This is a genomic window from Pseudomonas sp. LS.1a, assembly GCF_022533585.1.
In the GTDB taxonomy this organism is placed as follows: Bacteria; Pseudomonadota; Gammaproteobacteria; order Pseudomonadales; family Pseudomonadaceae; genus Aquipseudomonas.
Genome location: NZ_CP092827.1, coordinates 1,260,481 through 1,273,825 on the forward strand (window position 1 = coordinate 1,260,481; position 13,345 = coordinate 1,273,825).

Here is a 13,345-nt window from a genome sequence, read left to right on the forward strand (position 1 = left end):
TCTATCTGGCGGGGTGAAGCGCTAGCGCACAGCTTGCACCAAGGCTTTGCAGCAGTCCTTCACCAACCCTGCCAATGCGGGCGGGCTTGGTTATAATTGCAACAATATTGCATTTCTTGTCTTCATATCGTTTTTCGGCACCATGAGGGGAGCGCGGGTGGGTCACACAGTCATTCGGCAGCGCAAGGACGGGTCGGGTTTCACGCTTCTGGTGATTGCACTGGCCATGGGCACGCTACTGGTAGGTTGCTCGAGCACCAGCAGCAACAGCGCGCGGGTGGTCGACCGCAGTAACACCGTGCCCAAGCGCCCGGCGGTAACCACCGGGCAGTACATCGTCAAACCTGGCGATACGCTGTTCTCCATCGCCTTCCGTTATGGTTGGGACTACAAGGAGCTGGCCGCGCGCAACGGCATCGCGGCGCCTTACACCATTCGCCCGGGGCAAGCGATTCGTTTCAGCAGCGGCTCTACCGGCAGCACCACGGTGGTGTCCAGCCCGTCGTCGTCGAGCAAGACCACGGTCATCCGGCGGCCTGTGGGAAGCACCGCCACAGCCCCTGCCAACACCAGCAAACCGGCCACGCCGGTAGCCTCCAGCAGCGCCCCGGTGGTCGCTACCGTGCCTGCTGCGGAGCGCGCGGTAGGCGGCTGGACCTGGCCTGCCAACGGCGTGCTGATTGGAAAATTCGCTTCAAACGGTAGTTTGAATAAAGGCATTGATATCGCCGGTGATTTGGGACAGCCTGTTTTTGCTGCGTCTGATGGTGCAGTGGTTTACGCCGGGAGTGGCTTGAGGGGCTACGGCGAACTGATCATCATCAAGCACAGCGATACCTACGTCAGTGCCTACGGCCATAACCGCAGGCTGTTGGTTCGGGAGGGGCAGCAGGTCAAGGCAGGGCAGTCGATTGCTGAAATGGGGTCCACGGGCACTGATCGGGTGAAGCTGCATTTCGAGATTCGCCGCCAGGGTAAACCCGTCGATCCGCTCCAGTTCCTGCCACGTCGTTGACCGTTGTGCCCGGCCTGTTCCTGTGATGTAGAGGGGACAGGCTCCAGCGCTGCCAAGGAGATAGGTGCCGCTCGAGTCTGAGTTCGAACTCAGCAAAGGACTATAACAATGGCTCTCAGTAAAGAAGTGCCGGAGTTTGACATCGACGATGACGTCCTCCTGATGGAGACGGGCATCGTTTTGGAAACGGATGTGGTGTCAGACGAACCTGCTGTATCTTCGGTTCGGACGAGGGCCAAGTCGGGCTCTTCGCTCAAGCAACACAAGTACATCGATTACAGCCGGGCGCTCGATGCCACCCAGCTGTATCTCAACGAGATCGGATTCTCGCCTCTGCTTTCGCCGGAAGAGGAAGTGCACTTTGCGCGCTTGTCGCAAAAGGGCGACCCTGCCGGCCGCAAGCGCATGATCGAAAGCAACCTGCGCCTGGTTGTAAAAATTGCCCGTCGTTACGTGAATCGCGGCCTGTCGCTGCTCGACCTGATCGAGGAGGGTAACCTGGGGCTGATCCGTGCGGTCGAGAAGTTCGACCCGGAGCGTGGTTTCCGTTTCTCGACCTATGCGACCTGGTGGATTCGCCAGACCATTGAGCGGGCGATCATGAACCAGACCCGCACCATCCGCCTGCCGATCCACGTGGTCAAGGAACTGAACGTCTACTTGCGTGCGGCGCGCGAGCTGACCCAGAAGCTGGACCACGAACCCTCGCCAGAAGAAATCGCCACCCTGCTGGAAAAGCCGGTCGCCGAGGTCAAGCGCATGCTGGGCCTGAACGAGCGGGTGTCTTCGGTGGATGTATCGCTCGGCCCGGACTCGGACAAGACCCTGCTCGATACCTTGACCGACGACCGTCCGAGCGACCCGTGCGAACTGCTGCAGGATGACGACCTGTCGCAGAGCATCGACCAGTGGCTGGGAGAGTTGACCGACAAGCAGCGTGAAGTGGTGGTGCGTCGCTTTGGCCTGCGCGGGCATGAAAGCAGCACCCTGGAAGATGTTGGCCTGGAGATCGGCCTGACCCGTGAGCGGGTGCGGCAGATCCAGGTCGAGGGGCTCAAGCGTTTGCGCGAGATCCTCGAAAAGAACGGCCTTTCCAGTGAGTCGTTGTTCCAGTAGCGCAAGCCTGCAACACAAAGCGCCCCGATGATTTCGGGGCGTTTTTGTATGTGGCGATCAGAGGTGCCCCATTCAAAATTGCCGGGGGCGCTTTGCGCCCCTTTCGCGACACAAGGCCGCTCCCACAGGTACTTCATCGCCTTTGAATGCACCACTATCCTGTGGGTGCGGCCTTGTGTCGCGAAAGGGCTGCAAAGCAGCCCCAAGACATTATGTACTGCGCTACCCCAGTAACATCGCGTGTAAGCCTTTGCTTACTTGTTTTGTAAGCCTTCTATGTACGCTTCAGTAAATCATTGTCGTATCCAGAGCCTGCGTTTTCCCAACACATTGAAAAACCTGGCTTATTCAGCTGTGAGGAAATGTGTCACCTGCAACACCCTGTGAGGTTTCGCGGTTGCCGGCCCTGCTCAAGTCGCTAGTATTCGAACTGTGCACAGGGACATGCACAGGCTTTCAGGAGGAAGGCCAAGGACATCGCAAGAGGCGATTTCATCAGGATGATGTTTGGGACAAGCAGGGACTACGGAAAAAATGTGGGCGGGTCAAACCGCCCCTTTTTTTGTCCGCAGAAAAACAAAAAAGGCCCCGAGGGGCCTTTTTCGTGTCCGGACGCTATCAGCGCTCCAGGTCTGCAATCTTGCCAGTCTTGCCATCCCACTCTTCAGCGTCCGGCAGGGCGTCCTTACGCTCGGTGATGTTCGGCCAGATTTCCGCCAGTTCGGCGTTCAGCTCGATGAAGTTCTCCATGCCCGCAGGCACTTCGTCTTCCGAGAAGATGGCTTGCGCTGGGCACTCCGGCTCGCACAGGGCGCAGTCGATGCACTCGTCCGGGTGGATGACCAGGAAGTTCGGGCCTTCGTAGAAGCAGTCCACCGGACAGACTTCCACGCAGTCGGTGTATTTGCATTTGATGCAGTTGTCGGTGACGACGAAGGTCATTTCTAATTCTCTCCTCAGGCGACGGCGGCGGCCCTTCCTCTCAGGGCCGCGCGGTTTACGGGTATGTGGCTGCAGGCCAGGCTAATAGCCTGCAGCACCAGCAAACCGCGGCGGATTCTACCAGCTTGTAGTGGGCGCCGTTATAACAGGTTCTTTAGTTGATATAGCATTTCGATAGCTTGACGCGGGGTCATGTCGTCCAGCTGCAGCTTGCCCAGCTTCTCGATGGCCGGGTGTGGCAGGCTGGCGAACAGGTCGCTCTGGTGCGGGACCTGTGGCACGTCCTTGGCCTTTTGGGCCGGGGGTTGTTCATGCGGCAGGCTGGTGGTTTCCAGCCGCCCCAGGTGTTCGCGGGCACGCTGGATGACGGCCGTTGGCACGCCGGCCAGCTGTGCCACGGCCAGGCCGTAGCTCTGGCTGGCAGGGCCAGGCAGCACGTGGTGCAGGAACACGATGCGTTCGTTGTGCTCGGTGGCGTTCAGGTGCACATTGGCCACCAGTGGCTCGCTTTCCGGCAGCACGGTGAGCTCGAAGTAGTGCGTGGCGAACAGCGTGTAGGCACGCAGTTGGGCCAGGCGCTCGGCGGCGGCCCAGGCCAGCGACAGGCCGTCGAAGGTGCTGGTGCCGCGGCCCACTTCGTCCATCAGTACCAGGCTGCGGTCGGTGGCGTTGTGCAGGATGTTGGCGGTTTCGCTCATCTCGACCATGAAGGTCGAGCGGCCGCCGGCCAGGTCGTCGCTGGAGCCGATGCGGGTGAAGATGCGGTCGACCAGTGACAGCTCGCAGCTGGCTGCCGGCACGAAGCTGCCGATGTGCGCCAGCAGCACGATCAGGGCGGTCTGGCGCATGTAGGTGGACTTACCGCCCATGTTCGGGCCGGTGATGATCAGCATGCGCGTGCTGTTGTCCAGGTTCAGGTCGTTGGCCACGAATGGCGTGGTCAGTACCTGTTCCACCACCGGGTGGCGGCCCTGCTCGATGCGCAGGCATGGCTCGTCGACGAAGCGCGGGCAGTTCAGGTCGAGGTTCAGCGCACGTTCGGCCAGGTTGCTGAGCACGTCCAGTTCGGCCAGGGCGGCGGCGCTGTCCTGCAGCGGTGCCAGGTGACTGATCAGGGTTTCCAGCAGGGCGTCGTAGAGCATCTTCTCGCGGGCCAGGGCGCGGCTCTTGGCCGACAGCGCCTTGTCCTCGAACGCCTTCAGCTCCGGGGTGATGAAACGTTCGGCGCCCTTGAGGGTCTGGCGGCGGATGTAGTCGCCCGGGGCCTGCTCGGCCTGCTTGGTCGGCAGCTCGATGAAGTAGCCATGCACGCGGTTGTAGCCGACCTTGAGGTTGGCCAGGCCGGTGCGGGCCTTTTCCCGGGCTTCCAGGTCGATCAGGAACTGGCCGGCGTTCTCGCTGATCGCCAGCAACTCGTCCAGTTCGTTGTCATAGCCGGCCTTGAGCACGCCGCCATCGCGGATCACCGCCGGCGGGTTGTCGATGATCGCCCGCTCCAGCAGGCTGGCCAGTTCGGGGTAGGTGCCGGTAATGGCAGCCAGGCGCGCCAGGTGCGGCGCCTCCAGCTCGGCCATGGCGTTCTGCAGCTCGGGCAGCGCGCCCAGGGCATCGCGCAGGCGTGCCAGGTCGCGTGGGCGGGCGTTGCGCAGGCCGATTCGGGCGAGAATCCGCTCGATATCGCCAATTTCCTTGAGCTGCGGCTGCAGCTTCTCGAAGCGGTAGCCGTCGAGCAGGCAGCGGATCGAGTCCTGACGTGCCTGCAGCACCTTGAGGTCGCGCAACGGGCGGTTCAGCCAACGGCTCAGCAAACGGCTGGCCATGGCGGTCTGGCAGCGGTCGATCACCGACTGCAGGGTGTTGTCACGGCCGCCGGCCAGGTTGATGTCCAGCTCCAGGTTGCGGCGGCTGGCGCCGTCGAGGATGACCGTGTCGTCCAGGCGTTCGTGGCGCAGGCTGCGCAGGTGCGGCAGGGCAGTGCGCTGGGTTTCCTTGGCGTAGATCAGCAGGCAGCCGGCTGCACCGATGGCCAGGGTCAGCTTGTCGCAGCCAAAGCCTTTGAGGTCCTTGGTCGCGAACTGTTGGCACAGGGCCTTGCGCGCCGAGTCGCGGTCGAAGTCCCATGGCGCACGGCGACGGGCCCCGGGACGTTTCTCGGCAGGCAGGTCGCGCGGCCAGTCGTCGGGGATCAGCAGCTCGACCGGGTTCAGGCGCTCGAGCTCGGCCAGCAGGTTTTCCCAGCCCTTGATCTCCTGCACGCTGAAGTTGCCGCTGGTGATGTCCAGCACGGCCAGGCCGAACAGGCGCTCGTCACCGAGCAGCGCGGCAATCAGGTTGTCGCGACGCTCGTCGAGCAGGGCCTCGTCGCTGACCGTGCCGGGGGTGATGATGCGCACCACCTGGCGCTCCACCGGGCCCTTGCTGGTGGCGGGGTCGCCGATCTGCTCGCAGATCACCACCGATTCGCCGAGCTTGACCAGCTTGGCCAGGTAGCCTTCCAGCGAATGGAACGGAATCCCGCACATGGGGATGGACTGGCCGGCCGACTGGCCGCGCGCGGTCAGGGTGATGTCCAGCAGTTTTGCGGCTTTTTTCGCATCTTCGTAGAAGATTTCGTAGAAGTCGCCCATGCGGTAGAACATCAGCTGGTCCGGGTGCTGGCTTTTCAGCTTCCAGTACTGCTGCATCATCGGGGTGTGTGCGGAAAGATCAGACATTCAGGGCCTTACAGCGGGTGATCTGGTTGGCGTTTGTGAAACCGGCAATGGTACAGGCTTTTTCGAGCTGATGCAGGCGCGGCGCTGCATGCATCATCACGGTGCGGTGTGCATTGCATTTCATGCCTTGTGCCTGCATTATGCATGCTATGCAAAAACGCAACGTAGCCACTGTCCTCAGAGCACTGCTCGATCGCCACGGCCTGTCCCCGACGGAGCTGTATCGACGCACGGGTGTTCCTCAATCCACCTTGTCGCGGATTCTCGGCGGCAAGATCGTCGACCCGTCCGACAAGCACGTGTCGAAGATCGCCGAGTACTTCGGCGTGAGCACCGAACAATTGCGTGGCCGCGCCGAGCTTGGCGAGTCTCGCGAAGCCGCGCTGCCGGCCCATGGTCATGCCGACCTCAGCGACATAAGCCTGTGGGACGATGAAACCCCCGTCGAGGATGACGAGGTGTCGGTACCTTTCCTTCGCGAGGTTGAATTGGCAGCGGGATCAGGAAGATTCGTCATCGAAGAGAGCGAGCGTGCGCGCCTGCGCTTCGGCAAGCGCAGCCTGCGCCACAACGGCGTGCAGTTCGACCAGGCCAAGTGCGTGACCGTGCGTGGCAACAGCATGCTGCCAGTGCTGCGGGATGGCGCGACGGTGGGGGTGAACACCGGCAAGTGTGCGATCGGCGACATCATCGATGGCGACCTCTACGCCATCAACCATAATGGTCAGCTGCGCGTGAAGCAGGTCTATCGGCTGCCTACCGGCATTCGCCTGCGCAGCTTCAACCGCGACGAGCATCCCGACGAGGACTACAGTTTCCAGCAGATGCAGGATGAGCAGATCAGCCTGCTCGGGCATGTGTTCTGGTGGGGCATGTACGCGCGCTGATGCCCCCGACCCAAGAAACCCGCTACGGCGGGTTTTTTTTCGCCTGCAGAAAATCCCTACAAGGCAGGCCGTGCATGGCCTACATGCATAACAGCAAAAAATAACGCATAGAAATTTGAAGAAATGCATTGACTGCATATGCATTAATGCATAGCCTGTGTCTCAAGCCGGACGGAAACCGGTTGTTACACAGGCAGCGATGGACAGGCCTCAACTGTCCAGAGGGTTGGCAACTGGCCCGGGTGTGCAGCGTAAAGCACCACGATCAGTTATCCGGCGGGCAGGCAGCCGCGGTCGGAGTCACCAATTTGTAGCGGAACCGCACGGCGTCACCAGGCGTGGCCGGCGGTTCGTCAACGCATTACTAAAGAGCCTGGCGAGCCGGGCTTTTTGGAATGCCGATCTTTTGCAACACAGCATACCCACCACCGATCTGTTGGCGCTTGCCAACAGGCATTACACAGGAGACAGGACAGTGACGAACGAGCAACAGGCGTTACTCGAGATGCCGCTCTGGCTGGTAATCGTCCTGGCATTGCTGGGCGGTTTGAGCGGCGAAATGTGGCGGGCCGACAAGGCCGGTGCCACCGGTTGGTCGCTGCTGCGACGGCTGGCGCTGCGCTCCGGGGCCTGCATGGTCTGCGGGGTATCGACAGTGATGCTGCTGTATGCCGGCGGCCTGTCGATCTGGGCGGCCAGTGCCTTCGGCTGCCTGACGGCGGTCGGCGGCGCCGATGTTGCCATGCGCTTGTATGAACGCTGGGCGATCCGGCGCCTGGGCTTGCGCGACAGCACACAGCCCGACGAGCGATAAGGAGAATATGCATGAGCGAACTGGCCATTTTGCATGGCGCAGTGACGGCAACCATTCGTGAGGCAATGCCGGAGCTGGCATCGGTAGATACCTATACCGCCGTAGGAAATGTTCCAGAGCGGCCCTCGCTGCGCCACGGCATCGTCCGCATGACGGCCGATGCGGCACCGCGGGATGGCCGCTCGGTGTTGATTGCCACCTTCGAGGCGGATATCACCGCCGACAGTGCCAATCCAGAGGCGCGGCTCCAGGGCAGCCTGCTGGCCGCGCAACTGATGGACCTGCTACGCCAGCAGCATTGGGCGCTGGAATTCGTCGAAGCCAGCCGCAACCTGCAGGCGCAGTTCCAGGGTAACGCCTGGACTGTGCGCTGGGACCAGCCGGTGCTGCTTGGCGAGCCGCGCTGGAACTGGCCGGATCAGCCGCCCGGTAGCCTGGTACTGGGTTTTGCACCCGATACCGGGCAGGGTAACGAAGCACACTATGTTGCGCCGGAGGACCTGGCATGAGCTACGTCACAGCAATGCATGACCGCATGCTGGCGTGCATGGTCATCCCCTGCCGGGTGGTTGCGCTGGACCTTGCCGCGGCCAGGGTCCGGGTGTCCGACGGTAGCGGCTGGACCAGCGCCTGGTTGCGCTGGCACGCCCAGGCGGCCGGCCAGGCCAGGCACTGGCGGGCGCCCAGTCTGGGTGAGCAGGGTGTGTTGCTCAGCCCCAGCGGCGAGCCGGCCCAGGGCACCTTCCTGCCTGGCCTGTATGGCAATGCCGGTGGCGCAGCGGACAACCGTGGGCATACCGAAGTGTGGCGCTTCGCCGATGGCGGTTCAATCAGCTACGACTGGCAGGCCAGCCACTATGACATCCAGCTGCCGGCTGGCAGCGCGACCATCAAGGTTGGCGCCGGCACGGTGCAGGTCAGCGACGGTGCGATCAGCCTGCAGGCCGCAACCATCAACCTCTCCGGCAATGTCACGATCGATGGCCCGCTGCAGGTCAGCGGTGATATCAACGGCGGTGGGCGGATCATCGATACCGCCGGCAACACGGCCAACCACAAACACTGAATCGAGCCCGCCCATGCGGGCTTTTTCATATCAGGAGAATGCCATGCATACCCATGAACAGGGAGGCTTACCATGATCGGCATGGACCGCCGCACCGGTCAGCCCTTGGCCGGCATCGATCACCTGCGCCAGTCCATCGAAGACATCCTCACTACACCGCTGGGCAGCCGGCGCATGCGACCGGAGTACGGCAGCCAGCTGCGGCGTTTCGTCGATTTGCCGGTCAACGAGGGCTGGAAAAGCGCCGTGCAGGCCGAGGTGGCCCGCGCACTGGGCCGCTGGGAGCCGCGCCTGCAGCTGCAGCGGGTCAAGGTAGTCGCGGTGATCGGTGGCCAGGTCAGCCTGGCGCTCATCGGCCGCTACCTGGGCGACGACGCGCTGGTGGAGGTGAGCGTATGAGCCAGGTCGACCTGTCGAAACTGCCAGCACCACAGCTATTGGAGGACCTTGACTACGAAGCGCTCTACCAGGCCGATCTGGACACTTTCCGCAGCTACCTCGGCGACGGCTGGACCGCCAATCTGGAAAGCGACCCGGTGACCAAGCTGCTCGAGGTCGGCGCCTACCGCAAACTGCTCAACCGGGCACGCATCAACGATGCCGCCAAGGCGCTGCTGCTGGCTTACGCCCAGGGCAATGACCTTGACCAGCTGGCGGCCAATGTCGGCCTGCAGCGCCTGGTGATCGAGGCCGAAGACCTAGCCAGCGTCCCGCCAGTCGAGGCGTTGCTGGAATCGGACGATGCCCTGCGCGAGCGGGTGCAACTGGTTTATGAAGGCCTGACCACGGCCGGCCCGCGCAACAGTTACATCCTGCATGCCCGCAACGCTTCGGGACAGGTGGCTGACGCCACCGCCGAAAGTCCGTCGCCGGCCGTGGTGGATGTCACCGTGCTGAGCCTGCAAGGCAACGGCGAGGCCAGTACCGAACTGCTGGCGCAGGTGGCGACCTACTTGGATGACGATGATATCCGCCCCGTTGCCGACCGGGTCACCGTACGCAGCGCCGAGGTGTTGCCCTACCGCATCGATGCCGTGCTGTATCTGGCCGACAACGGCCCGGAGTACGAAGCGATTCTCGCCGAATGCCAGCGCCGCCTGCAGGCCTGGATCAACCCGCGCAGGCGTCTGGGCGTGGAAGTGGCGCGCTCTGGCATCGATGCGCAACTGCACATCGATGGAGTCAGCCGGGTCGAGTTGAATGGCTGGGCCGACATTCGCCCGAGCAAGGCGCAGGCGGCCTGGTGCAGCGGCTTCACCTTGAAGCGGGGTAGCTGATATGCAGAGCCTGTTGCCGCTCAACCGCACCGCGCTGGAGCGGGCCATCGAAGTGGCTGCGGACGAGGACCTCAAGGTCAGCCTGCGCCAACTCTACAACCCGGATACCTGCCCGGCGCATCTTCTTTATCAGCTGGCCTGGGCCTGGTCGGTGGACCGTTGGGAGGACAGCTGGAGCGATGAGATCAAACGCTCGGTGATCCGCTCGGCGTTCTTCGTCCATGCCCACAAAGGCACCCTGGGTGCGCTCCGGCGGGTGGTGGAGCCCTTCGGCTACCTGATCGAGGTGCAGGAGTGGTGGCAGACCACGCCGCCTGCTCAGGCGGGCACGTTCGCCCTGAAGATCGGCGTTTCCGATACGGGCATCAGTGAAAGCACCTATCAGGAACTGTCTGCCCTGATCGACGACGCCCGGCCGGTCAGCCGCCACCTGACCGGCCTGGTGATCAGCCTCGAAAGCCGTGGCGCCCTTCATTTCGGCTGCGCGATCCAGGACGGCGACGAACTGGACATCTACCCACTGGCGCCCCGTGACATCGAGGTCATCGGCATGGTGGGGCGTGGCGGCCGTGAACACACAATCGATACCTTGGACATTGCACATGGTTGACCAGACTTCTCAGTTCTACGCCATCCTCACCAACGTGGGCGCGGCGAAACAGGCCAATGCCGATGCCTTGGGCATTGCCTGGAAAATCACCCAGATGGGTGTCGGCGATGCCAAAGGCACCGATCCTACCCCCAATGCCACCCAGACCAGCCTGATCAACGAATGGCGCCGCGCGCCGTTGAACCAGCTGAAGGTGGATGACAAGAACAGCGCGATCATCATTGCCGAGCAGGTCATCCCGGCCGACGTTGGCGGCAAGTGGATTCGCGAAATTGCGCTTTACGATGCCGATGGCGACATGGTTGCCGTGGCCAACTGCGCGCCGACCTACAAGCCGTTGCTGAGCCAGGGGTCGGGACGTACCCAGGTGGTGCGGATGAACCTGGTGGTCAGCAGCGCCAGCAATGTGCAGTTGAAGATCGATCCGGCAGTGGTGCTGGCGACCCGGGAGTGGGTTACCGAGGAACTGGTCAGGCAGGATTTCAAGCATTCGGTGGTGGCGGCGACTACGGCGAACATTGCCCTGACCGGGTTGCAAACGGTTGATGGCGTGGCGCTGACTACCGGGGCGCGGGTGTTGGTGAAGAACCAGACCGCAGCCAAGGATAATGGGATCTACAAGGTTGCTGCCGGGGCCTGGAGTCGCAGTAGCGATGCTGATACTGATGCCAAGGTAACACCAGGGTTGCTGGTGTTGGTGGAAAAGGGCTCGGTCAACGGCGATAGTGCCTGGCAATTGATCGCTGATGATTCGCTTTCGCTGGGCGTCACTGCACAAGTTTATGAAATGGCTTTTGGTCGCACTGGTGTGGCGGCGGGCATTTATCGCAGCGTGACTGTGGACAAATATGGAAGGGTAACTGCTGCTAGTAATCCCAGCACTGTTGCCGGCTATGGCTTGACCGATGTGTACACCAAGGCCCAAGTAGATGCAGCTTTGACGTTGAAGGCTCCGTTGGCAAACCCGACCTTTACCGGGGCCGCGAAAGCGCCGACGCCTGCGTTAACCAGTGACGATACGACTGTTGCCACCACAAACTTTGTCCAGCGGGTGGTCGGTTCGCTGGGCTGGGGGAGTTATGGTGTATCGACGAGCAATATGCCAGCAGGCACTGACCTTAACAGCATGGTCACACCTGGCTCCTACGGCCAGACAGCAAATGTCAACGCAACGCTTGCATTGAATTATCCGGCACCGTTGGCTGGAACACTGTTGGTGCAAGCTGCAAACACGTCGATCATAACTCAGGTTTATTGTATTTATAATACGGGGCAGGTGTTCAGTCGTTCATGTTATGCTAATACTTGGTCCAAGTGGTCGGAACTTTGCGTTACCGACTCTCCGGCACTGCGTGGCGTACCCACCGCGCCAACGGCTGTGAAGGGAAACAGTACCAGGCAGCTTGCGACTACTGAATTCGTTCAAGAAGCGGTTGCCGGTCTGGTGGATTCGGCGCCTGCGGCGCTTGATACACTGAACGAACTCGCGGCAGCGCTGGGTAATGATCCGAATTTTGCCACGACCATGACCAATACACTGGCGACGAAAGCTGCAAAGTCGACAACGTTAGCTGGTTATGGGATTGTCGATGGCTATACCAAGGTTCAAGTAGATAGCGCGCTCACCCTCAGAGCACCTTTGTCTAGCCCTGCACTTACAGGAACTCCAACCGCGCCGACTGCGGCCAACTTTACCAGCACGAAGCAGTTGGCAACTACTGATTGGGTACAGGGGCGTGGGGTGCAATATTCCAGTATCACGACCCGAACGGGGGCAGGTACGCTAGCCGGGGTGGTGACACATGTGGGCGGAATAGTCCATTTCTGGGGTGCCTATTCTATGGGGTATACACTGCCTAATAGTGCAGCCTTGAATATCCCGGTTGGTGCTGTTGTACGTGTTCAGAACTGGAGTCCCTATAGCCTTTCGATTGGTGTTCAAGGTACTGATAAAATTCAAACGGGGCTCAATGTCGGTCAGGTAAAAATCATTGCCATTCCACCTGATACATTTGTAGATGCAAGGTATTACGGGGAAGAAACCTGGATTATGGACGGAACGGGGGTCGAAGGTAGCAGGCTCCCTTGGCTTTTTAATTCAGGCAGTACCAACGGGTACCATAAATTCCCCAGCGGCTTGATTATCCAGTGGGGCAGCTCCGCCATCGCTACCCCTGCGTCACCTGTAGTGACAGTGACATTTCCCATTACCTTCCCCAATCGGTGTACGCACTTGAATGAGCACGATGCTGCCGGCATAGCGGGGGTAACCCGCTCGTTCTGGCAGTTCAGGAATCAGGGTAACAGCAGCTTTGAAGCCCTTAATTTATGCTCGATTACCGCCGGCTCACCTCCGGTCTTGAATGCTCCGGTCAATGCAGCGTGCCTGTGGTACGCAGAAGGTTTCTAGGAGTAGCCATGAATAAAATTTATGTAAGCGCAGCCAATAAGGCTTTCTACGATAGTGCAGTTCATACGGAAGATCAGTTGCCCGCAGATGCGACAGAAATAAGCAGGGACCTTCATCGGTCATTATTGGATGGCGTCAGCGGTCAAGCCCGAATGATTGATTTTACTTTAAGTCCACCTGTACTGATAGATCTTCCAGAGCCCACGCAGGAAAGGCTGGCCTCGTTAGAAGAGGGATGGCGAGACAGTCGGTTACGTCACACTGACGATCTTGTCACGCGGCATCGAGACGAACGCGAAATGGGGGGATTAACGACCCTGACCAGTTCCGAATTCATGATGCTGATGAATTATCGAAAAGCGCTACGTGACTGGCCGCAATCGGATCTGTTTCCGGATAGCAGGTATCGTCCAGCAGAACCGCTTTGGATCTCTTCACTCACCAAGTAATGCCCTACACCTTGGGGCTTTTTTTGCCACACCCTCCAGGCCCTG

13 protein-coding genes and 1 pseudogene are annotated in these 13,345 nt (G+C 60.9%); 12 read left to right on the forward strand and 2 right to left on the reverse strand.

The window, feature by feature from the left end; all coding sequences use genetic code 11:
• Positions 1–157 precede the first annotated feature (157 nt).
• The gene (locus MKK04_RS05830; protein ID WP_233693981.1) at positions 158–1,015 is read left to right on the forward strand and encodes a peptidoglycan DD-metalloendopeptidase family protein; all 858 of its coding nucleotides are present in this window, start codon (positions 158–160) and stop codon (positions 1,013–1,015) included.
• Positions 1,016–1,123: 108 nt separating this feature from the next.
• Entirely contained in the window at positions 1,124–2,131 is a 1,008-nt protein-coding gene (gene rpoS, locus MKK04_RS05835) for an RNA polymerase sigma factor RpoS (RefSeq protein ID WP_063911526.1), read from the forward strand.
• A gap of 618 nt (positions 2,132–2,749) precedes the next feature.
• On the opposite strand, the gene fdxA is transcribed toward rpoS, so the two are convergent.
• Together fdxA and mutS are read right to left on the reverse strand one after the other, a co-directional pair.
• Positions 2,750–3,073, reverse strand: coding sequence for a ferredoxin FdxA (gene fdxA / locus MKK04_RS05840; protein ID WP_004375459.1), 324 nt, complete (start codon positions 3,071–3,073; stop codon positions 2,750–2,752).
• A gap of 140 nt (positions 3,074–3,213) precedes the next feature.
• Complete coding sequence (gene mutS / locus MKK04_RS05845; RefSeq protein ID WP_241106331.1) at positions 3,214–5,787, reverse strand: DNA mismatch repair protein MutS; 2,574 nt, start codon at positions 5,785–5,787, stop codon at positions 3,214–3,216.
• Positions 5,788–5,936: 149 nt separating this feature from the next.
• Between mutS and MKK04_RS05850 the strand changes: the two genes are divergently transcribed.
• The 10 genes and pseudogenes from MKK04_RS05850 (at position 5,937) to MKK04_RS05890 (ending at position 13,300) form a co-directional block, all read left to right on the forward strand.
• Positions 5,937–6,674: a LexA family transcriptional regulator gene (locus MKK04_RS05850; protein WP_207829422.1), complete on the forward strand. Its 738-nt coding sequence runs from the start codon at positions 5,937–5,939 to the stop codon at positions 6,672–6,674.
• Positions 6,675–7,149: 475 nt separating this feature from the next.
• On the forward strand, positions 7,150–7,488 hold the full coding sequence (locus MKK04_RS05855) for a phage holin family protein (RefSeq protein ID WP_207829419.1): 339 nt from the start codon (positions 7,150–7,152) through the stop codon (positions 7,486–7,488).
• Between the two features lie 11 nt (positions 7,489–7,499).
• A complete protein-coding gene (locus tag MKK04_RS05860) occupies positions 7,500–7,997 on the forward strand; it encodes a hypothetical protein (protein ID WP_207829418.1) in 498 nt (165 codons plus the stop codon).
• Complete coding sequence (locus MKK04_RS05865) at positions 7,994–8,554, forward strand: phage baseplate assembly protein V (RefSeq protein ID WP_207829417.1); 561 nt, start codon at positions 7,994–7,996, stop codon at positions 8,552–8,554. Before MKK04_RS05860 ends, MKK04_RS05865 begins: the two co-directional genes overlap by 4 nt.
• A 72-nt stretch (positions 8,555–8,626) precedes the next feature.
• Positions 8,627–8,953, forward strand: a complete 327-nt coding sequence (locus tag MKK04_RS05870; RefSeq protein ID WP_207829416.1) for a GPW/gp25 family protein — start codon at positions 8,627–8,629, stop codon at positions 8,951–8,953.
• Complete coding sequence (locus MKK04_RS05875) at positions 8,950–9,831, forward strand: baseplate assembly protein (RefSeq protein WP_207829414.1); 882 nt, start codon at positions 8,950–8,952, stop codon at positions 9,829–9,831. The genes MKK04_RS05870 and MKK04_RS05875 overlap by 4 nt, the downstream gene beginning before the upstream one ends.
• Position 9,832: 1 nt before the next feature.
• The gene (locus MKK04_RS05880) at positions 9,833–10,441 is read left to right on the forward strand and encodes a phage tail protein I (RefSeq protein WP_233687938.1); all 609 of its coding nucleotides are present in this window, start codon (positions 9,833–9,835) and stop codon (positions 10,439–10,441) included.
• Positions 10,434–11,504 (forward strand): annotated as a pseudogene (locus MKK04_RS26595) (phage tail protein); the annotation flags it as partial. The gene MKK04_RS05880 and the pseudogene MKK04_RS26595, both read left to right, overlap by 8 nt.
• Positions 11,505–12,491: 987 nt before the next feature.
• Entirely contained in the window at positions 12,492–12,851 is a 360-nt protein-coding gene (locus tag MKK04_RS26600) for a gp53-like domain-containing protein (protein ID WP_442964567.1), read from the forward strand.
• Between the two features lie 8 nt (positions 12,852–12,859).
• Complete coding sequence (locus MKK04_RS05890) at positions 12,860–13,300, forward strand: phage tail protein (protein ID WP_241106332.1); 441 nt, start codon at positions 12,860–12,862, stop codon at positions 13,298–13,300.
• The last annotated feature ends 45 nt before the right edge of the window (positions 13,301–13,345 follow it).

Coding starts and splice junctions, on each gene's coding strand:
- MKK04_RS05890 (WP_241106332.1), top strand. CDS start 12,860: ATGAATAAAATTTATGTAAGCGCAGCCAATAAGGCTTTCTACGATAGT.
- MKK04_RS05860 (WP_207829418.1), top strand. CDS start 7,500: ATGAGCGAACTGGCCATTTTGCATGGCGCAGTGACGGCAACCATTCGT.
- MKK04_RS05865 (WP_207829417.1), top strand. CDS start 7,994: ATGAGCTACGTCACAGCAATGCATGACCGCATGCTGGCGTGCATGGTC.
- MKK04_RS05875 (WP_207829414.1), top strand. CDS start 8,950: ATGAGCCAGGTCGACCTGTCGAAACTGCCAGCACCACAGCTATTGGAG.
- fdxA (WP_004375459.1), bottom strand. CDS start 3,073: ATGACCTTCGTCGTCACCGACAACTGCATCAAATGCAAATACACCGAC.
- rpoS (WP_063911526.1), top strand. CDS start 1,124: ATGGCTCTCAGTAAAGAAGTGCCGGAGTTTGACATCGACGATGACGTC.
- mutS (WP_241106331.1), bottom strand. CDS start 5,787: ATGTCTGATCTTTCCGCACACACCCCGATGATGCAGCAGTACTGGAAG.
- MKK04_RS05870 (WP_207829416.1), top strand. CDS start 8,627: ATGATCGGCATGGACCGCCGCACCGGTCAGCCCTTGGCCGGCATCGAT.
- MKK04_RS05850 (WP_207829422.1), top strand. CDS start 5,937: ATGCAAAAACGCAACGTAGCCACTGTCCTCAGAGCACTGCTCGATCGC.
- MKK04_RS05880 (WP_233687938.1), top strand. CDS start 9,833: ATGCAGAGCCTGTTGCCGCTCAACCGCACCGCGCTGGAGCGGGCCATC.
- MKK04_RS26600 (WP_442964567.1), top strand. CDS start 12,492: ATGGACGGAACGGGGGTCGAAGGTAGCAGGCTCCCTTGGCTTTTTAAT.